The sequence below is a fragment of the Mesorhizobium sp. WSM3868 genome, assembly GCF_002294785.1.
In the GTDB taxonomy this organism is placed as follows: Bacteria; Pseudomonadota; Alphaproteobacteria; order Rhizobiales; family Rhizobiaceae; genus Mesorhizobium.
This window is the reverse complement of record NZ_NSGB01000007.1, coordinates 208,762-225,440: the sequence shown is the minus strand read 5'-3', so window position 1 is coordinate 225,440 and position 16,679 is coordinate 208,762. Positions and strand designations below refer to the sequence as shown.

The window sequence follows — 16,679 nt, the reverse complement described above, 5'->3', positions numbered from 1 at the left end:
GGGCAAAAAAGCCACGCTGCCGCCTTGCACTGGTCATGTCTTCGCCCCACTCTGCCGTAAAGCGGGAGGGACGCGGATTTGAGGGGCAATTCCGGATGGAGCATGCGATCTATCTCGTGACGCTGGTCGGCACAGCGCTTGTTGTCGCCGCCGCCTTTTCGAGCCTGATCGCCTTCCGCTTCGGCGCGCCCCTGCTGCTCCTCTTCCTCTGCATAGGCCTTGCCACCGGCGTCGACGGCCTTGGCATCGAATTCGACAATGCGCGGCTGGCTTACTTCGCCGGCTCGTTGGCTTTGGCCATTATCCTGTTCGATTCCGGTTTCGGCACGCCGCTCAACGCCTTGCGCCAGGCGGCCGGGCCGGCGCTGTCGCTGGCCACCGTCGGCGTCCTCCTGACCACCGGCATCTTCGGCGTCGCCGCCTACTACCTCCTCAATCTCAGCTGGCTGGAATCCTCGCTGCTGGGCGCCGCCGTCGCTTCGACCGACGCAGCGGCGGTGTTCTTCCTACTGCGCGCCGGGGAGATCCATTTGCGCGAGCGCGTCCGCTCGACGCTCGAGGTTGAATCCGGCACCAATGATCCGATCGCCATCTTCCTCACCATCTCTTTGGTCGAGATCATCGCCGCGCATGCCAACCCTGAGGCAAACGTTCTCGCCACCAGTTTGGTGATCGGCTTCTTCATCAACATGGGACTCGGCGCCATCATCGGCGTGCTCGGCGGCTTGGCGATCGTGCGCCTCGTCGAGCGACTGAACCTCGACCATGGCCTGCTGCCGATCTTCGTGCTGACGCTGTCGCTGATGGTGTTCGCCGCAGCCGGCGCCGTCGGCGGCTCGGGCTTCCTTGCGGTGTATCTCGCCGGCCTCGTCGCCGGCAATTCCGACATTCGCGCCGTCACCATCCTGAAGCGCTTCCAGGACGGCATGTCGTGGCTGGCGCAGATCATCATGTTTTTGATCCTCGGCCTGTTTGCCACGCCCTCGCAATTCCCAGCGATCCTGCTGCCGGCGATCCTGCTCGGCCTGTTCCTGATCTTCGTGGCGCGGCCCTTGGCCGTCTGGCTCTGCCTGATGCCGTTCCGCCTGCCACGTCCGGAGGTCGCCTTCGTCTCCTGGGTCGGGTTGCGCGGCGCCGTTTCGATCTTGCTTGCCATCACGCCACTGCTCGGCGGCCTCGCCAACGGTCGCCTCATCTTCAATGTCGCCTTCATCATCGTGCTGGTCTCGCTGGTGGTGCAGGGCTGGACAGTCGGTCCGCTGGCGCGCCGTCTCGGCCTCATTGTGCCGGCAAGGCTTGGACCGCTCGACAAGGTCGAGCTCGAGCTGCCGGGCTCGGCCCACCACGAGCTGCTCGCCTATCGCGTCGCCCCTGGTAGTCCGGTGGCGCGCGGCGAACGCATCCCGCGCTGGGCGAGGCCTTCGCTGGTGCTGCGCGATGGCCGCTCCATGCGGTTCCAGGACATGGGCCGGCTCGCCGCCGGCGATCAGGTCTACATCTTCGTGCCGGACCGCTATCCGCGCTTGCTCGACAAGCTCTTCGCCAGCCGCGCCGTCGTCGACCCCGAGGATGCCGACTTCTTTGGCGCCTTTGCCGTCGATCCGGCCCGCTCCGCCGCCGAGCTCGAAGCCGCCTATGGACCCGGCCTCACCGAGGCCGAACAGAAGCTCACCGTCGCGGCGCTGGTCACCGAGCGGCTCGGCGGCCAGGCCGAATATGCCGACCGCGTGATGATCGGCCCGATCGAGCTTATCGTACGCGATGTCGACGAGAAGGGCCGGATCACCGGGCTTGGCCTGTCCTTCGAGCCGACCGCGCCGGTGGCGCGCGTGCCGGTTTTCCTGAGCGCCGGCGAGATCGCCGACCGCATCGCCGCCTTTATCCGCGGCTGGCGCAAACCGGCGCCAAGCAAGGTTCCTCAAAGCGAGCCGGACGAAATGACGACGTCCAAGCCCATAGCGCCAAAATCAGCCAGCGAGAGCTGACGTCACACAACGACATCATTTTTGCACACGCTGTGTGGCCCAGGCCTTGCATCGTGCCCGGTGGCGGGTAAGGTCGCCGCGTTTTTGGCGGAAAGGAACGACCATGGCCGGCTTCAAGACACTCGACGATATCGGCGCCGTCGGCGGCAAGCGCATCCTGGTGCGCGTCGACCTCAACGTTCCCGTCGCCGACGGCAAGGTGACGGACGCCACCCGCATCGAGCGCATCGCGCCGACCATTTCCGAGCTCTCCGGCAAAGGCGCCAGGGTGATACTGCTCGCGCATTTCGGTCGTCCGAAGGACGGCCCGTCGGCCGAATTCTCGCTGGAGCCGATCGCTCGCGCCACGGCGGAAGTGCTCGGCCGCCCGGTCGGCTTCGCCTCCGACTGCATCGGCGACAAGGCCGCCGACGCGGTTGCCGCCATGAAGGATGGCGACGTCCTGCTTTTGGAAAACACCCGCTTCCACAAGGCCGAGGAGAAGAACGATCAGGCTTTCACCGACAAGCTCGCCGCCAATGGCGACATCTACGTCAACGATGCCTTTTCCGCCGCCCACCGCGCGCATGCGTCGACCGAAGGCCTGGCGCACCGCCTGCCGGCCTATGCCGGCCGCACCATGCAGGCCGAGCTCGACGCGCTGGAAAAGGGTCTCGGCAACCCGGCGCGGCCCGTCGTGGCCATTGTCGGCGGCGCCAAGGTCTCGACCAAGATTGATCTTTTGATGAACCTGGTGAAGAAGGTCGACGCGCTGGTCATCGGCGGCGGCATGGCCAACACCTTCCTCGCCGCGCGCGGCACCGATGTCGGCAAATCGCTCTGCGAGCATGACCTGGCCTCCACCGCCAAGCAGATCATGATCGAGGCGGCCGAAGCCGGCTGCGCCATCATTCTGCCCACCGACGGCGTCGTGGCGAAGGAATTCAAGGCGGGTGCCGCCAGCCAAACCGTCGCCATCTCCGACGTGCCCGCAGACGGCATGATCCTCGATGTCGGCGAGAAAACCGTGAAGAGCGTCACCGATTGGATCGACCGCGCTGCCACGCTGGTCTGGAACGGCCCGCTCGGTGCATTCGAGATCGAACCCTTCGACCGCGCCACGGTGGCTGCGGCAAAGCATGCGGCAGCCCGCACAAAGGAAGGCAAGCTGGTCTCGGTCGCCGGCGGCGGCGACACGGTAGCCGCTCTCAACCATGCCGGCGTCGCCGACGACTTCACCTATGTCTCCACCGCGGGCGGCGCCTTCCTCGAATGGATGGAAGGCAAGCCTCTGCCAGGCGTCGAGGTGCTGAAGCGCTGAGTCATTCAAGACTTTCCGAGCGGACGCAGCTATCGAGAGTTTCAATCGATTCGAGCTTTTCGGCGTCATTCCTTTGGCGGTAGTGTTCTGCTAGCGCGGAATGAAACGCACCTTAGGAGAGCACCATGAGCGAACGTCTCGAAGACATTGCCGCCGCGATCGTGGCGGATGGCAAGGGCCTTTTGGCCGCCGATGAGAGCTCCGGCACCATCAAGAAGCGCTTCGACGTCATCGGCGTCGAATCGACCGCCGACAATCGGCGCGACTATCGCGAGATGATGTTCCGCGCCAAGGAGGCGATGACCAAGTATATTTCCGGCGTCATTCTCTATGACGAGACCATTCGCCAGAAGGCTGCCGACGGCACGCCGCTGGTCGACATCATCAAGGCCGCCGGCGCCATTCCGGGCATCAAGGTCGATGTCGGCGCCAAGCCTCTCGCCGGCTTTCCCGGCGATACCATCACCGAGGGTCTCGATGGCCTGCGCGAGCGGCTGGCGGACTACTATAAACTCGGCGCCCGGTTCGCCAAATGGCGCGCGGTGATCGACATCGACACCGCCAAGGGCGTGCCGTCAGCCACCTCGATCGCCTCCAACGCGCATGCGCTGGCACGCTACGCCGCGCTCTGCCAGGAGGCAGGCATCGTGCCGATCGTCGAGCCGGAAGTGCTGATGGACGGCGCCCACTCGATCGACACTTGCTACGAGGTGAGCAAGGCGACCCTGCTGAAGCTCTATGGCGAGCTTTATGCCGCGTGCGTGGTGCTCGAAGGCACCATCCTCAAGCCGAACATGGTCATCTCCGGCAAGAAATCGGGCAAGAAGGACAGTCCCGAAGCGGTCGCCCAGAAGACGATCAAGCTGTTTCGCGAAGCCGTGCCTGTGGCGGTGCCCGGCATTGCCTTCCTGTCGGGCGGCCAGGACGACGAGGAAGCGACGGCCAACCTTAACGCCATCAATGTCATCGGCCCGCATCCGTGGAAGCTCTCCTTCTCCTACGGCCGCGCCCTGCAGGCGGCCGCGCAGAAGGCCTGGAGCGGCAAGGCGTCGAACGTCGCCGCCGGCCAGGCTGCCTTCATCCATCGTGCCCACATGAATCATCTGGCGGCGCTCGGACAATGGCAGCCGGCGCTGGAAAAGGCCGCCTGATAGCAATGCATGTCGCCAGAAGTGTGCAGCGGTTCTGGGGCAACGACATGCATCAACAACGGCTTGAAGCGCGTCGACGCGCTTTGAGCTTTCCCTAAAGCGCTGAAACCCGGTCCAAGGCCCGGCCAGGCCAAGGCCCGGGTTTTGTTTCTGCCGGCCGCACTCTTGGCTGGGCATGGAAACAGCGACGGCCCTGTCGGGTCGCGCCGATGTCGAACGTCCGTGCCAGGAAAGGACTTGAGATGGCCATGCAGCGCGACGAAACCGGCGACATCTTCCTCATCTTCATCTCGCGCGCCCGCGGCGGCGATGGCTGATCGGCGCCTGTCACTAGCTCGACCTGACGCCGAAGGGCCGCAACGAGACCGGCCTCTTTCACGGCTTGACCGACTGGGGTGCGGCTCCACGACGAATACCAGGTCAAGGCAGGGACCGCTCAGACTGCTGCGAGTGACTGGCCTCGTTCGCCGGAAGCGCCGCCCTTCGCAGGCCGTCCCCACCTGATATCGACGTGCCTCAAGCCCAATGACCAAGCACGGCCGCCAGCGAGATTGCGGCCATTGCAAGCAGCGCCAGCTTCCAGAAATCGCTGCGGCGCTTCAGCCCCGGCCAGCCGAGCGGCTTGACGATTTGGATGAGCATGATGCCGATGATGACAAGGGCGAGCAGTTTCGTCATGCCGCCTTTGACCAGCATCTTCGGCGGCTGTCAAAGCGGTTCTTGGCGCTTTCGCCACCGCATCGCTCCTGACAAACAAAGGGGCGCCCTGGGACCGCGCTGATCGTTCTGGCGCCGGCTTCGGCTACCTCACACCCCTGCTGACAGACTGCTGTCAGCAGGGGTGTGAGATACTCCTCTTGTCAAAAAGAGGAGCTCGGTCATGAACGGTTTTACCATCCTGCGTAGCGTGCAGCACTATGTCGGCAAGATCCGCACCGTGCGGAACGAGATCCGGACCCAGCGTTTCCTGAACACTTTGCCGGCGGACATTCGCAAGGACATCGGTTGGCCGGACCTTTATAACGGCCGCGTGCGTGAGAACTGAAATTTTTCGGCGCATGACTTGGATAGCGGCCATGCCGCGCCCAGATGTAATGTCGGTTGAAACGCTGGGTTTCAGGAAAGACGCCGTTGTCCGGTGGTGGAGTGGCTGCAGCCTCCTGACACTATGTTGTCAGGAGGCTTGCGTTATTGAAGCAGCCTCGAACCTGCGGGAACCGGTTTTGGGACCGCGGCATGCGTAGAACCGAAGCCAAGGGGTCAAACGATGCGCCGCGCCGACAGGCTTTTCCAGATCGTGCAGCATCTGCGCGGAGGCAGACTGGTCACCGCGCAGAAGCTCGGGACGTGGCTCGAGGTGTCCGAGCGGACCATCTACCGCGATATAGCCGACTTGCAGTCGACCGGGGTGCCGATCGACGGCGAGGCGGGTGTCGGCTACATGATGAGGGAGGGTTTCGACCTTCCGCCGCTGATGTTCACGCGTGACGAGATCGTGGCGCTGGTTGCCGGCGCCCGCATGGTGCGCGCCTTTGGCGGCGCGGCGATGGCAAGGGCCGCCGACGAGGCGCTGGTCAAGATCGGTGCGGTGCTGCCCGACACGGAAAAGGACCGCATCGCCCGCACCGAGATCCACACGCCGATGTGGGTGGTGAGCGATGCCGCGCGCGAGGCGATCGACCTCATCGAGCGCGCCATCGAGAAGCGACAGGTGCTCACCATCGACTACTCGGACGAAGCCGGGCGCGGCACGGCGCGCGACATTCGGCCGCTGGGCCTCTGGTTCTGGGGCAAGGTCTGGACCCTGGTGGCCTGGTGCGAGATGCGCGACGATTTTCGCGCCTTCCGCATCGACCGCATCGCTTCGGTGGTGATTGCCGGGCGTATCTACAAGCCGGAGCGCGGCAAGCAGCTCGCCGACTTCTATCGCGCCGTGGAACGCAGCGAGGATTACGGCATGGCGCCCGACCGAGCGGCGCGGACCTGACCTCCCCAGGCACCGCCGACAAAAAAGCCCGCGCGAAGCGGGCTTTTTTGTCGGGCTGGGAGACCTTACTCCTCTTCCCCGTCTTCTTTCTTGTCCTTCGACTTCAGCGCCGAAAGCTTGGCGAACACGGCATTGGCGTCGAGCTCCTGATCCTCGTCCTTCGGCTTCTCCGGAGCCGGCGTCAGCCTTTCGGTCAGCGCCGCCGGCAGCAGCGTGTCGCCGGCGACCGGCTGTGCCTGCTCGCGGCCTCGCGAGGCGCGGTTGACTTCCATGTCGAGGTCGATCTGCGAGGTCAGGCCCAGCGTCACCGGATCCATCGGCTGCAGATTGGCCGAGTTCCAATGCCGGCGCTCCCGAATCTGCTCGATCGTCGACTTGGTCGTGCCGACCAGCCGCGCGATCTGCGCGTCCTTGAGCTCGGGATGATTGCGTACCAGCCAGAGGATGGCGTTCGGCCGGTCCTGGCGCTTCGACAGCGGCGTGTAGCGCGGGCCCTTGCGCTTCGATTCCGGCACCCGCACCTTGGGGTCCGAGAGTTTCAGCCGACGGTTCGGATCCTTCTCGCCGCGCGCGATCTCGTCGCGGGTGAGCTGGCCGGTCATGATCGGGTCCATGCCCTTGATGCCCTGCGCCGACTCGCCGTCCGCGATCGCCTTGACCTCCAGCGGATGCAGCCCGCAGAACTGCGCGATCTGCTCGAAGGAGAGCGCGGTGTTGTCGACCAGCCAGACGGCGGTGGCCTTGGGCATCAGCAGCGTATTGGCCATATCAAAAATCCTTCTCGTTCGCCCGCGTTCCCGCGCGGGCGGTGGTTTTAGAGCCACCAAAATGGGAAATTCGCGGCCTGTATAAACGCTCCGTCACGATTTCGCAATGTTTTTGGGAAGGGAGCAGCCGGGACCCAAAAAGACAAAACCCGCTGGACGGAGTCCAGCGGGTTCGGAACCGGAGACGAGCAAGCGTCTGCGACGGCTCTGGCTTCGAGACTGCGGCCCGGCCTTGCGGCCGGTCGCGCTTCAAATCAAAGAGCCTGGCGGGCGATACGCTCGATATCGGCGCGGTTGATGCCGAGGTCGTTCAGCTGGCGGGCGTTCAGCTTGTTCAGCTCACGCACGGTCTCATTGTAGAGGCGCCAGTTGCGGAAAGCGCGGATCGGGTTCATTTCAGTCCTCCATTCATGGGATCAGTTGTTCGATGCCGCGTAAATAGGCACCCTTGCCTACGAATTGAACGGACTCTTTTGCATGGCGGCAATGCATTTTGTGCATTGCAGCATTAGGCCTTTGTTCAGTCTCTCGCCAGGGATCCGAGCGCCCAGGATGCGTCGAGGATTCAGGTCAGGCCAAGCCCAAAACGGTTGGTCCGCAAACCGGAGCTTAAAGTACGTGAGCAGCGGAAGCGCAGGACACAAATTGCTTGCAGGCCGGCCTCACCTATATCGGGCGCATCCTAGCCGACGTCGAGGACGATCTTGCCGATATGCTCGCCCTCCTCCATCCGCTCATGCGCCCGCCAGGCCTCCGTCAGCGGGAAGATCATGTCCATGACCGGAGCGACCTTGCGGGTGCCGAGCAGCGGCCAGACCTGAGCCTCGAGCGCCGCCGCGATGGCTGCCTTGAATTCGACAGTGCGCGGCCGAAGCGTCGAGCCGGTATGGACAAGGCGTTTGACCATGAGCTTTGCGAAGTCGGTGCTGGCGACCGCACCGGCCTGTACGGCGATCTGGACGATGCGTCCTTCGACCGCCGCCGCATCGTAGTTGCGCGCCACATAGTCGCCGCCCACCATGTCGAGGATGACGTCGGCGCCCCGGCCGCCGGTTGCGTCCTTGACCTCGGCAACGAAGTCCTGCTGGCGATAATTGATCGCCCGGTCGGCGCCGAGCCTAAGACAGGCCTCGCACTTCTCCTTGCTGCCGGCGGTGGTGATGACATAGGCACCAAATGCCGAGGCGAGCTGTATGGCCGTCGTGCCGATGCCGGACGAGCCGCCATGGACAAGCACCGTCTCGCCTTTCTTCAGCCCGCCGCGCTCGAACACGTTGTGCCAGACGGTGAAGTAGTTCTCCGGCACGGCCGCGGCCTCGGAATAGGTAAAGCCCGCCGGGATCGGCAGCACGCTGCCGGCGTGGACCTTGACATATTCGGCATAGCCGCCGCCCGGCGTCAGCGCGCAGACCCGGTCGCCGGTGCGCCAGCGCGATATCTCGTCACCGAGCGCCGCGATCTCACCGGCCGCCTCGAGCCCGGGCAGGTCCGAGGCGCCGGGCGGCGGCGGATAGGCGCCTTTGCGCTGCTGCACGTCGGGCCTGTTCACGCCGGCCGCGTGCACGCGGATGAGGACCTCGCCGGGGCCGGGCGTGGGCACGTCGCGCGTCTCCGGCTTCAGCACCCTGGGACCGCCAGGCTGCGAGATTGCGATCGCCGTCATCTTTGCCGGAATATGCTGTCCGCTTGCCATGAATTGTCCCGTTTCCTCATGCCGCTGGCCGGCTGTTTGCATCGGCATCCCTGCCCTATGTATGCTCATTACCAAATCAGGCAAATGGTGAAATCAGGGAGAAGCGACGATGGCGATCTTCGACGACGAACCCAGGAAGAAGCCCCGCCCACACGAGATCGGACAGGATCTGTCGCTGCTGTCTGTCGATGATTTGTCCGAGCGCATTGACCTGCTGCGCGAAGAGATCGCGAGGCTGGAAGCTGAGCGGGCCGCCAGGGGCGCCACCAAATCCGCCGCCGAGGCACTGTTTCGCCGCGGATAATCCTGGCTGCATGGCCAGCCGCCCCGGAAAAGCCTGAAAGCGACTGCCAGAGCTGCACCCTCAAACAGACCTGCGCTTCGAAATTACCAGCCGGATCAGCCTATGTTCGCAACCTACCGACCGATCCTCTCGCTGCTGCGCGGCACCGCGTTCCTGCTGGCGGCCTCCGGCCTGCATGGCCTGCTTTTGCCGCTGCGCGGCCAGCTTGAGGGGTTCTCGACCGCCTCGCTCGGCCTGATGGGCACGGCATGGGCCGGCGGCTTCGTCACTGGCTGTTTCTTCGCGCCGCGGCTGGTGCGCCGTGCTGGCCATGTCAGGGCGTTCGGCGCCTTCGCCGCCTCCGGCGCAATCATTGCGCTCCTCACCGGCCTCATCATCGACGAGTATTTCTGGATCCTGCTGCGCGCCTTCACCGGCTTCACCATGGCCGGCGCCTTCATGGTCATCGAAAGCTGGCTCAATGAGAAGGCCACCAACGAGAATCGCGGCACCGTCTTCGGCCTCTATATGATGGTGACCTATGCTTCGATCATGGGCGGCCAGATGATCGTCGCCGGCGGCGATGTGAAATCGGCCTCGCTGTTCATGATCACCGGCATCCTGTTCTGCCTGTCGCTCCTTCCGACTGCGGTATCGACCCAGTCGCATCCGAAGCCGCTGCAGGATGTCAAGCTCGACGTCAAAGGCCTCTACGCCAATTCGCCGGTGTCGGCGGTTGCCTGCCTCCTGATCGGCATAGCCAATGGTGCCTGGGGCACGCTCGGCGCCGTCTATGGCGCCCGCATCGGCATCTCTACCGCCGAGATCGCGCTGATGATGAGCCTGGTGGTCATCGCCGGCGCGGCCATGCAGCTCCCCGCGGGCCGGCTATCCGACACCACGGACCGCCGTTTCGTGCTGGCGGGCGCAGCCTTCGGCGCGGCACTGTTTGCCGTGCTGGTCTTTCTGGTCGAGCCGCGTTCGGGCGTTTTCGTCATCTTGCTGACGGCCGCCTACGGCGCCTTCGCCTACACGCTCTATTCGATCGCCGTCGCGCATGCCAACGACCACGCGCGGGCGGAGGATTTCGTCAAGGTTTCCGGCGGCCTGCTGTTGCTCTATGGCTTCGGCACCATGATCGGACCGCTGCTGGCCGCCGCTTTGATGGGCTGGCTGCGCCCCGAAGCGCTCTTCCTTGCGACCGCGCTCGCGCATCTCTGCCTTGCCGGTTACACCCTGCTCCGCATCCGCGCCCGCGCGCCGGTTCCGATCGAGAACCGCGATGCCTTCAAGACGCAGCCGGCAGACCGCGCCGTCACGCCGGAAGCCTTGCGGCTCGACCCGCGCACAAAGGTTGAAACCGATGGTTGAGATTTGGGGAACTTTGCCCCACAAATGAGGCATGATGTTTTCCGACGCTTTCGTGGCGATAGCCGATCCCAACCGGCGCTATCTCTTGGAAGAGCTCCGGCGCGGTCCCAAGACGGTGAATGAGTTGGCCGCCGGTTTGCCGGTTTCGCGCCCGGCCGTTTCCCAGCATCTGAAAGTCCTGCTCGACGCCGGTCTGGTCAATGCCAGGGCCGAGGGCACCAGACGCGTCTACGCCGTCAGCACCGCCGGCTTCCTCAGGCTGAATGTCTGGCTGGATCAGTTCTGGGAACTCTCCCCTGGAGAGTGACCGCTGGCCACCAGCCAGAGGCCCTCAGTTCGCTGCCTGCAGCGCCGCGCCAAGCGCGTCGAGCAGTTCGCCGGTGCCATGCTCGCGCGTGGCCGGCGAGTCGATGCCGTCGAAGAAGGCCCCTTGCTCCGTAAGGATCAGTCGCGTTCCCTTGCCTTCCGCGATGAGCTCGATCGTCGCCAGCGAAACCGAGACTCGGGTTTCGCCGAACAGCAGCTCATAGCTGTAGACGATGCGTTTGTTCGGCACGATGTCCTGGTAGACGGCGTTGAAGAAATGCGTCTGCCCGTCGCTCGGGCAGCCGGCATTCACCTCCTTGCCGCCGATGCGAAAGTCCATTTCATGCCGGCTCGGCATCGGGTTGTCGGGATCAAAAAACCAGCGCTTCTTGGCCGCCGGATCGCTGAGCGCGAAATAGACCCTTTCGGGCGACGCCGGATAGAGCCGTTCGATGACGAAGGTGGAATGGACGACGGATCGTTCGGTCATGACGGACCCCTTCAGGTTTGGTCGTTGATGTCCGTGAGAAAATCGCCGAGCCGGTCGAGCCGGCGTTCCCAGGCCAGTCGCCGCTCGTTGATCCAATGCTCGGCTGCCCGCAATGCGTTTGGCTCGATCCGGCAGGTTCGCACCCGGCCAAGCTTCTCGGTGCTCACCAACCCGCTCGTCTCGAGAACGGCGAGATGCTGGACGACGGCCGACAGCGACATCGCCAGCGGCTCGGCGAGCTGACTGACCGATGCCGGTCCGCGCGACAGACGTTCCACCATCTGGCGCCGGGCGGGATCGGCAAGCGCCTGGAACATCAGATCGAGCTGGGCGGGATCGTGCAGCATCGAGGCCTAGCCATTGTTGTAGGGGAAGAACTTGAAATAGGGCTGCGCCTCCTCGATCACGCGGGCGAAGCTCGGCCGTTCGAGCAGACGGTCGTGATAGCGCTTCACGGCGGGGAATTTGTCGCCGAACGGCTCGACCTTGTTGGCGTAAAACAGCGCAGGCGAGGCGGCGCAGTCGGCCAAAGTGAAGTGGTCGCCGACTGACCACGTTTTTGACTGCATCTCCCGTTCGATGATGGCGTAGGAATTGCGCAGCTGCTCGCGCGCCTGCTCGACTCCGAACGGATCGGTCTTGTCTTGCGGCCGCAGCCGGTCGCCGACGATCTTCTGCATCGGCTCCTGCACGTAGAAGTCGTAGAAGCGGTCTGCCTGGCGCACCTTGATGGCGAGGTCGACGTCGGCGGGAATGAGCTCGACCGGCCCGGGATAATAGGCGGTGAGATATTCGATTACGATGGTCGATTCCAGCACCGTGCGGCCCCGCGCGTCATCGCGCAGGGCCGGCATCTTGCCCGTCGGCGAAACCTTCAGGAAAGCCGCGCGTGACTGCGCATCGCCGAGATCGACGATCTGAGGCGCAAACCGCGTGTTGTTTTCGTAGAACGCGATCAGCGGCTTCCAGCAGAAGGACGCGAGCGGATGGAAATACAGCGTCAGGGACATTTTTTCTCCTGTCGGCGGAGATCGAGGCAATACTGAAGTGATCACTTAACTATTTTCGCAGACCGCTGGTGTCAATCCTAATCCCGCCGGGCTAGCCAAATGCGGCGATGGCTTCGAGGATTTGCGGCCAATCGTTGCGGTGCAGTTCGTGGCCGCCGCCTTCGATCCGCACCAGCCTGCCGCCGGCAACCGCGCCGGCGAGCGCCTCGCCGTGCTCGATCGGGAAGAGCGGATCGGTAGTGCCGTGGATGACGAGCAGCGGCACGGTCAAATCCCTTATTCGCCGCTCCGGGCCGCTGCTCTTCAGCAGGAAGTGGTTGGTGGCGCTGGCGAGACCGCCGGACCGATCGTAGTCCTCCTCGATCATCGCGCGAGTCCGTTCGCTGTCGAACGAATGCAGGGTGCTGGCGATTGCGCGAGCGTCCCTGACCATGAAGTCGATGACCTGTTGCCGATTCGACCAATCGACATCGGCACCTTCGGCGGAATGCTCTCGGTAGGCCTCGCTCGTCCCCGGCAAACCGGACGTATCGACACCGAGCGGTGAGTTGGAGATCACGGTGAGCGCGCTGACCCGTTCGGGATATTTCAGCGCTACGATCTGCGCGATCATGCCGCCCATCGACATGCCGACGACCTGCGCCTTGGCGATATTGTGATCGTCGAGCACACGGACGGCATCATCGACCATGTCCTCGAACCCGTAAGGCGGCGCGCCCGGCGTGTACTTGGTCGAGAGACCAGTGTCGCGATTGTCGTAGCGGATGACGAAACGGCCGCGCTCGGCAAGCGCCCGGCAAAAGGCTTCCGGCCACCAGAGCATCGAGGCCATGGCGCCCATGATCAGAAGGATCGCCGGGTCGGCCGGGTCGCCGAAGCTTTCCGAATGGATCTCAGGGCGAGGCAAGACGGTCATCCTTCCCTCCTCTATCTCTCAATCTGCTTGCATATTGCAATCAGTTGCACGATAAGCAGGCTGATATCATAGTGCAACCGGTTTTTTGGAGACTGGCATGAACACCGAGCACCGCTCCGGCTGCCCGATCAATCTGTCGCTGGAAGTTTTCGGCGACCGCTGGAGCCTGATCATCCTGCGCGACATTATCTTCGGCGGCAGGCGTCATTTTCGGGAATTGCTCAACGGCTCGATCGAAGGCATTGCCTCCAACATCCTGGCCGATCGCCTGAAGCGGCTGATGGAGCTCGGCCTCCTGACCAAGGCGGACGATCCCAGCCACAAGCAGAAGGCGATCTACAGCCTGACCGAGATGGCAATCACCCTTGTGCCGATCATGGCGCATCTCGGCGCCTGGGGCCGCGTCTGGCTGCCGGTCAGCGAGGAGCTGTCGATCCGAGCCGAACTGCTCGAAAAAGGCGGCCCGCCGTTGTGGGATCGGTTCATGGACGAATTGCGCCACGAACATCTTGGAGCGCCGGTGAAGACGCCGCCCGGCACGCCGACCGTGCGCCGGCAGTTGCAGACCGCCTATGAGGCGGTTGTCGCCCGTAAGCCCCGGGCCGCCGCCGCGGGTTGACGGCGTTTTGGACCGCGGGTCGCCGGGTGCAATCCTAGTTTAAGTTGATATCCCGGCTTGCCGACCGCATCGACACGGAGAAGCCGGCCAGCACATCGAACAGCGCGATGATCATCAACGTGAAGAACACCGAATGCGCGGCGCCCTTCACCAGCAGGAACTCGACCAGGAAGGCGATGAAGACCAGCGTCGACAACAGATGATCGAGGATCGACGCATTGGTGGTGCGCACCGATTTCGATATCTCGACGAAGAGGAAGATCAGCCCGATTAGCACCATCAGGTCGCCGAGCGTAATCGAGAAGACGCCGCCTGACATCATCCGGAACGAGAACATTTCGATCGTCCACGGATCGTCGCCGCCGCCGAACAGGCCGAGCAGTCCGAGGTTGTAGAGGACGAAGGGCACGATCAGCAGCGGGATGGCACCGAACATCTGGGCGTCTCCAATGAGGCACCCTTTTGTAAAAGGCGCGGCGGGCACGCCGTCAAGGCTTTTCGGCGATGGCGCCGAACACGCTCTAAATCCTAATGAAATAACGATGTCAGCCGTTTTTCCGCTGCCTTTTCGGCGGCTCGTGCCCAGCCAGCGCGAGGACCTTCATCCGGTCGCCAGAATCAAAAAGACCGGCCAGCGGCCGGTCCTCTGAAAACGTCACAACCATGGAAGCTTCTCAGCTTTCCCGTGCAAGCTTCTCAGCTTTCCTTCGGCTCCAGCACCTGGCGGCCGCGATACATGCCGGTCTTCAGGTCGATGTGGTGCGGCCGGCGCATTTCGCCGGAATTCTTGTCCTCGACATAGGTCGGGGCCTTGAGGGCGTCGGCCGAGCGGCGCATGCCGCGCTTCGACGGAGAGGTTTTTCTTTTTGGAACGGCCATGGATATGCTCCACTACATGGTCAAAATGCCCCGGCAACCCTCGCGAAAGGGCCGCATCGAGGCCATAATCTGAGAAAGTCGGGTGCCTATACACGCCTTGCGCCGTTTTGGCCAGCACTGGCGCGAATTTTTTTGAGCCGGCGCCGCTTCGCCTTAATCGAGGCAACCGACATAGGCGCCCGAACGCCCGGCGCGCCGCTCGATCAGATTGGCGAGACGCCTCAACCCCGGGCCTGGCCTGGCCGGATTGCGCGCGATCGGGTTGGGCAGGCTGACGGCAAGCAGCGCTGCCTGCCGGCGCGACAATTGCCTGGCCGAGACGCCGAAATGATGCTGCGCGGCCGCCTCGATGCCGTATAGGCCTGGCCCCCATTCCGCGATGTTGAGATAGATCTCCATGATGCGGCGCTTCGACATCACCGCATCGAAATAGACGGCCAGTGGCAACTCGACCACCTTGCGCACGCTGCCCAGCGGCCGCGACCACAAAAACAGGTTCTTCACCGTCTGCATGGTGATGGTGGAGGCGCCGCGCGTCGCCTCGCCGGCAAGCGCATCGTCGACCACGCCGCGCAATTCGCCGAGGTCGACGCCGCGATGGAAGCAGAACTGGCCGTCTTCCGACATGATCACCGAATGCATGAGCACCGGGGCCACATCGTCGATCGATACCCAGCGCCGGTCGTAGCCGGAGAAGGTGACAAGATCCTTCAGCATCAGCGTCGAAACCGGATGCACAAAGGGCGGCAGATAGAGAAAGGTGAGCGCGACCGGCATCGCGGCCAGCACGATCGCCGCGACCAGGCAGCGCCGGCCAAGGCGCTTGAGACCGGCGCGGTTCAGGCGCCGCGGCCGTGCCATGTCCAGCCCTTCGCTTTCATGTTCGACGATCGGTTCCGTCAAGCCGCCCCACCCGTGCCACCCGCTACTTCGGCATAATGGCGCGAAGCTGCTTGCGCAACGTCTGAGTGTCGGCTACCGGTCCCGGCCATGTTGAAAGACGACCAGGTGGCCTTCGAATCCGCGCTTTTTACGCGCGCCGCAGCAGTCGAGGTCCTGCTGCGGCAGGTCTTCGATGCGCCTCTGCTCTCCGGCGAGATCGCACGGCCGGAACGCCTGATGGCGGCGATGCGCCATGGCGTGCTCAACGGCGGCAAGCGGCTCCGACCTTTTCTGGTGGTGGAAAGCGCGGCGCTGTTTTCGGCAAATGACGAGGCGGCGCTGCGCGTCGCCGCCGCGCTCGAATGCGTGCATTGCTATTCGCTGATCCATGACGATCTTCCTGCCATGGACGACGACGATCTGCGCCGCGGCCAGCCGACGGTGCACAAAGCTTTCGACGAGGCAACCGCGATCCTTGCCGGAGACGCGCTCTTGACTTTGGCCTTCGACATCATCGCCGACGAGGCGACCGCGTTGCCGGCCGAGCGACGGGCGGCGCTGGTGCTGGCGCTCGCCCGCGCCGCCGGAGCCGGCGGCATGGTCGGCGGCCAGACGCTCGACCTCGAGGCCGAGCGCAAGCGGCCGGACGAGGCCGGCATCATCCGTCTGCAGGCGATGAAGACAGGCGCGCTGATCCGTTTCGCCTGCGAGGCAGGCGCCATCGTCGCCGGGGCATCCGCCGTCGACCGTGAAAGGCTGGCGGAGTTCGGCTCGGCGATCGGTCTTGCCTTCCAGCTTGCCGACGACCTGCTCGACCTCACCGCCGACGCAAAGCAGATGGGCAAGGCGACCAAGAAGGACGCCGCCGCCGGCAAGGCGACACTTGCCGCGCTGCACGGCGCCGACTGGGCGCGCGAGCAGCTTCAGGGCCTCATCGACCAGGCGCATGCGCTGCTGGAGCCCTATGGCGAGCAGGCGGATTTGCTGAAGGCGGCGGCAACGTTTGTCGCCACGCGGAGCAGCTGAGACCGCAGCCGACG

The 16,679-nt window shown here is 64.2% G+C and carries 21 protein-coding genes; 10 read left to right on the top strand and 11 right to left on the bottom strand.

Features of this window, described 5'->3' with window-relative positions:
* Positions 1 to 95 precede the first annotated feature (95 nt).
* The 3 genes from CK221_RS14260 to CK221_RS14250 all read left to right on the top strand — a co-directional run bounded on the left by CK221_RS14260 (position 96) and on the right by CK221_RS14250 (position 4,436).
* Positions 96 to 1,985: a potassium/proton antiporter gene (locus CK221_RS14260; protein WP_095778151.1), complete on the top strand. Its 1,890-nt coding sequence runs from the start codon at positions 96 to 98 to the stop codon at positions 1,983 to 1,985.
* A 103-nt stretch (positions 1,986 to 2,088) separates the two neighbouring features.
* Positions 2,089 to 3,285, top strand: coding sequence for a phosphoglycerate kinase (locus CK221_RS14255; protein WP_095778150.1), 1,197 nt, complete (start codon positions 2,089 to 2,091; stop codon positions 3,283 to 3,285).
* A 125-nt stretch (positions 3,286 to 3,410) separates the two neighbouring features.
* Positions 3,411 to 4,436, top strand: coding sequence for a class I fructose-bisphosphate aldolase (locus CK221_RS14250; RefSeq protein ID WP_095778149.1), 1,026 nt, complete (start codon positions 3,411 to 3,413; stop codon positions 4,434 to 4,436).
* A gap of 516 nt (positions 4,437 to 4,952) precedes the next feature.
* Here CK221_RS14250 and CK221_RS14240 read toward each other — a convergent pair.
* The gene (locus CK221_RS14240) at positions 4,953 to 5,132 is read right to left on the bottom strand and encodes a hypothetical protein (protein WP_179295120.1); all 180 of its coding nucleotides are present in this window, start codon (positions 5,130 to 5,132) and stop codon (positions 4,953 to 4,955) included.
* Between the two features lie 184 nt (positions 5,133 to 5,316).
* On the opposite strand from CK221_RS14240, the gene CK221_RS14235 reads away from it, so the two are divergent.
* The gene (locus tag CK221_RS14235; protein WP_082953649.1) at positions 5,317 to 5,481 is read left to right on the top strand and encodes a hypothetical protein; all 165 of its coding nucleotides are present in this window, start codon (positions 5,317 to 5,319) and stop codon (positions 5,479 to 5,481) included.
* 222 nt (positions 5,482 to 5,703) lie between these two features.
* The gene (locus CK221_RS14230; protein WP_059189944.1) at positions 5,704 to 6,423 is read left to right on the top strand and encodes a YafY family protein; all 720 of its coding nucleotides are present in this window, start codon (positions 5,704 to 5,706) and stop codon (positions 6,421 to 6,423) included.
* Between the two features lie 65 nt (positions 6,424 to 6,488).
* Here CK221_RS14230 and CK221_RS14225 read toward each other — a convergent pair whose 3' ends face one another.
* From CK221_RS14225 to CK221_RS14215, 3 genes are all read right to left on the bottom strand, one after another.
* Positions 6,489 to 7,190, bottom strand: a complete 702-nt coding sequence (locus CK221_RS14225; RefSeq protein ID WP_095778148.1) for a DUF1013 domain-containing protein — start codon at positions 7,188 to 7,190, stop codon at positions 6,489 to 6,491.
* A 254-nt stretch (positions 7,191 to 7,444) separates the two neighbouring features.
* A complete protein-coding gene (locus CK221_RS14220) occupies positions 7,445 to 7,585 on the bottom strand; it encodes a DUF1127 domain-containing protein (protein ID WP_095778147.1) in 141 nt (46 codons plus the stop codon).
* Positions 7,586 to 7,872: 287 nt separating this feature from the next.
* Positions 7,873 to 8,883 (bottom strand): NAD(P)H-quinone oxidoreductase, encoded by a 1,011-nt coding sequence (locus CK221_RS14215; RefSeq protein ID WP_095778208.1) that lies wholly within the window; start codon positions 8,881 to 8,883, stop codon positions 7,873 to 7,875.
* Between the two features lie 109 nt (positions 8,884 to 8,992).
* Here CK221_RS14215 and CK221_RS14210 point away from each other — a divergent pair, with 109 nt between their 5' ends.
* The 3 genes from CK221_RS14210 to CK221_RS14200 all read left to right on the top strand — a co-directional run bounded on the left by CK221_RS14210 (position 8,993) and on the right by CK221_RS14200 (position 10,844).
* Positions 8,993 to 9,187 (top strand): DUF1192 domain-containing protein, encoded by a 195-nt coding sequence (locus CK221_RS14210; RefSeq protein ID WP_067002029.1) that lies wholly within the window; start codon positions 8,993 to 8,995, stop codon positions 9,185 to 9,187.
* A gap of 102 nt (positions 9,188 to 9,289) precedes the next feature.
* The gene (locus CK221_RS14205; protein WP_067002026.1) at positions 9,290 to 10,537 is read left to right on the top strand and encodes an MFS transporter; all 1,248 of its coding nucleotides are present in this window, start codon (positions 9,290 to 9,292) and stop codon (positions 10,535 to 10,537) included.
* Positions 10,538 to 10,568: 31 nt separating this feature from the next.
* On the top strand, positions 10,569 to 10,844 hold the full coding sequence (locus CK221_RS14200) for a metalloregulator ArsR/SmtB family transcription factor (protein ID WP_067002023.1): 276 nt from the start codon (positions 10,569 to 10,571) through the stop codon (positions 10,842 to 10,844).
* 24 nt (positions 10,845 to 10,868) lie between these two features.
* On the opposite strand, the gene CK221_RS14195 is transcribed toward CK221_RS14200, so the two are convergent.
* From CK221_RS14195 to CK221_RS14180, 4 genes are all read right to left on the bottom strand, one after another.
* Complete coding sequence (locus CK221_RS14195) at positions 10,869 to 11,333, bottom strand: SRPBCC family protein (RefSeq protein ID WP_067002021.1); 465 nt, start codon at positions 11,331 to 11,333, stop codon at positions 10,869 to 10,871.
* A gap of 11 nt (positions 11,334 to 11,344) precedes the next feature.
* Entirely contained in the window at positions 11,345 to 11,680 is a 336-nt protein-coding gene (locus tag CK221_RS14190; RefSeq protein WP_067002018.1) for a metalloregulator ArsR/SmtB family transcription factor, read from the bottom strand.
* A 6-nt stretch (positions 11,681 to 11,686) separates the two neighbouring features.
* Entirely contained in the window at positions 11,687 to 12,343 is a 657-nt protein-coding gene (locus tag CK221_RS14185; RefSeq protein WP_067002016.1) for a glutathione S-transferase family protein, read from the bottom strand.
* A 91-nt stretch (positions 12,344 to 12,434) separates the two neighbouring features.
* Positions 12,435 to 13,259 carry an alpha/beta hydrolase gene (locus tag CK221_RS14180; RefSeq protein WP_067002013.1) on the bottom strand — a complete coding sequence of 275 codons (825 nt, stop codon included), beginning with the start codon at positions 13,257 to 13,259 and terminating at the stop codon, positions 12,435 to 12,437.
* Between the two features lie 97 nt (positions 13,260 to 13,356).
* Here CK221_RS14180 and CK221_RS14175 point away from each other — a divergent pair, with 97 nt between their 5' ends.
* Positions 13,357 to 13,878 carry a helix-turn-helix domain-containing protein gene (locus CK221_RS14175; RefSeq protein WP_067002010.1) on the top strand — a complete coding sequence of 174 codons (522 nt, stop codon included), beginning with the start codon at positions 13,357 to 13,359 and terminating at the stop codon, positions 13,876 to 13,878.
* Between the two features lie 34 nt (positions 13,879 to 13,912).
* Here the strand turns inward: CK221_RS14175 and CK221_RS14170 are convergent, their stop codons facing one another.
* The 3 genes from CK221_RS14170 to CK221_RS14160 all read right to left on the bottom strand — a co-directional run bounded on the left by CK221_RS14170 (position 13,913) and on the right by CK221_RS14160 (position 15,618).
* Positions 13,913 to 14,314 (bottom strand): hypothetical protein, encoded by a 402-nt coding sequence (locus tag CK221_RS14170; protein WP_067002007.1) that lies wholly within the window; start codon positions 14,312 to 14,314, stop codon positions 13,913 to 13,915.
* Between the two features lie 260 nt (positions 14,315 to 14,574).
* The gene (gene rpmF, locus CK221_RS14165; RefSeq protein ID WP_006203806.1) at positions 14,575 to 14,757 is read right to left on the bottom strand and encodes a 50S ribosomal protein L32; all 183 of its coding nucleotides are present in this window, start codon (positions 14,755 to 14,757) and stop codon (positions 14,575 to 14,577) included.
* A 153-nt stretch (positions 14,758 to 14,910) separates the two neighbouring features.
* Positions 14,911 to 15,618: a transglycosylase domain-containing protein gene (locus CK221_RS14160; protein ID WP_095778207.1), complete on the bottom strand. Its 708-nt coding sequence runs from the start codon at positions 15,616 to 15,618 to the stop codon at positions 14,911 to 14,913.
* 129 nt (positions 15,619 to 15,747) lie between these two features.
* Between CK221_RS14160 and CK221_RS14155 the strand changes: the two genes are divergently transcribed.
* Positions 15,748 to 16,665 carry a polyprenyl synthetase family protein gene (locus tag CK221_RS14155; RefSeq protein WP_095778146.1) on the top strand — a complete coding sequence of 306 codons (918 nt, stop codon included), beginning with the start codon at positions 15,748 to 15,750 and terminating at the stop codon, positions 16,663 to 16,665.
* The last annotated feature ends 14 nt before the right edge of the window (positions 16,666 to 16,679 follow it).

Bases quoted from the DNA above. Each gene is read 5' to 3' on its own strand.
- CK221_RS14175 (WP_067002010.1), top strand. From the start codon at position 13,357: ATGAACACCGAGCACCGCTCCGGCTGCCCGATCAATCTGTCGCTGGAA.
- rpmF (WP_006203806.1), bottom strand. From the start codon at position 14,757: ATGGCCGTTCCAAAAAGAAAAACCTCTCCGTCGAAGCGCGGCATGCGC.
- CK221_RS14185 (WP_067002016.1), bottom strand. From the start codon at position 12,343: ATGTCCCTGACGCTGTATTTCCATCCGCTCGCGTCCTTCTGCTGGAAG.
- CK221_RS14230 (WP_059189944.1), top strand. From the start codon at position 5,704: ATGCGCCGCGCCGACAGGCTTTTCCAGATCGTGCAGCATCTGCGCGGA.
- CK221_RS14225 (WP_095778148.1), bottom strand. From the start codon at position 7,190: ATGGCCAATACGCTGCTGATGCCCAAGGCCACCGCCGTCTGGCTGGTC.
- CK221_RS14155 (WP_095778146.1), top strand. From the start codon at position 15,748: ATGTTGAAAGACGACCAGGTGGCCTTCGAATCCGCGCTTTTTACGCGC.
- CK221_RS14210 (WP_067002029.1), top strand. From the start codon at position 8,993: ATGGCGATCTTCGACGACGAACCCAGGAAGAAGCCCCGCCCACACGAG.
- CK221_RS14170 (WP_067002007.1), bottom strand. From the start codon at position 14,314: ATGTTCGGTGCCATCCCGCTGCTGATCGTGCCCTTCGTCCTCTACAAC.
- CK221_RS14160 (WP_095778207.1), bottom strand. From the start codon at position 15,618: ATGGCACGGCCGCGGCGCCTGAACCGCGCCGGTCTCAAGCGCCTTGGC.
- CK221_RS14195 (WP_067002021.1), bottom strand. From the start codon at position 11,333: ATGACCGAACGATCCGTCGTCCATTCCACCTTCGTCATCGAACGGCTC.
- CK221_RS14255 (WP_095778150.1), top strand. From the start codon at position 2,089: ATGGCCGGCTTCAAGACACTCGACGATATCGGCGCCGTCGGCGGCAAG.
- CK221_RS14190 (WP_067002018.1), bottom strand. From the start codon at position 11,680: ATGCTGCACGATCCCGCCCAGCTCGATCTGATGTTCCAGGCGCTTGCC.
- CK221_RS14215 (WP_095778208.1), bottom strand. From the start codon at position 8,883: ATGGCAAGCGGACAGCATATTCCGGCAAAGATGACGGCGATCGCAATC.
- CK221_RS14200 (WP_067002023.1), top strand. From the start codon at position 10,569: ATGATGTTTTCCGACGCTTTCGTGGCGATAGCCGATCCCAACCGGCGC.
- CK221_RS14250 (WP_095778149.1), top strand. From the start codon at position 3,411: ATGAGCGAACGTCTCGAAGACATTGCCGCCGCGATCGTGGCGGATGGC.
- CK221_RS14220 (WP_095778147.1), bottom strand. From the start codon at position 7,585: ATGAACCCGATCCGCGCTTTCCGCAACTGGCGCCTCTACAATGAGACC.
- CK221_RS14180 (WP_067002013.1), bottom strand. From the start codon at position 13,259: ATGACCGTCTTGCCTCGCCCTGAGATCCATTCGGAAAGCTTCGGCGAC.
- CK221_RS14260 (WP_095778151.1), top strand. From the start codon at position 96: ATGGAGCATGCGATCTATCTCGTGACGCTGGTCGGCACAGCGCTTGTT.
- CK221_RS14240 (WP_179295120.1), bottom strand. From the start codon at position 5,132: ATGCTGGTCAAAGGCGGCATGACGAAACTGCTCGCCCTTGTCATCATC.
- CK221_RS14235 (WP_082953649.1), top strand. From the start codon at position 5,317: ATGAACGGTTTTACCATCCTGCGTAGCGTGCAGCACTATGTCGGCAAG.
- CK221_RS14205 (WP_067002026.1), top strand. From the start codon at position 9,290: ATGTTCGCAACCTACCGACCGATCCTCTCGCTGCTGCGCGGCACCGCG.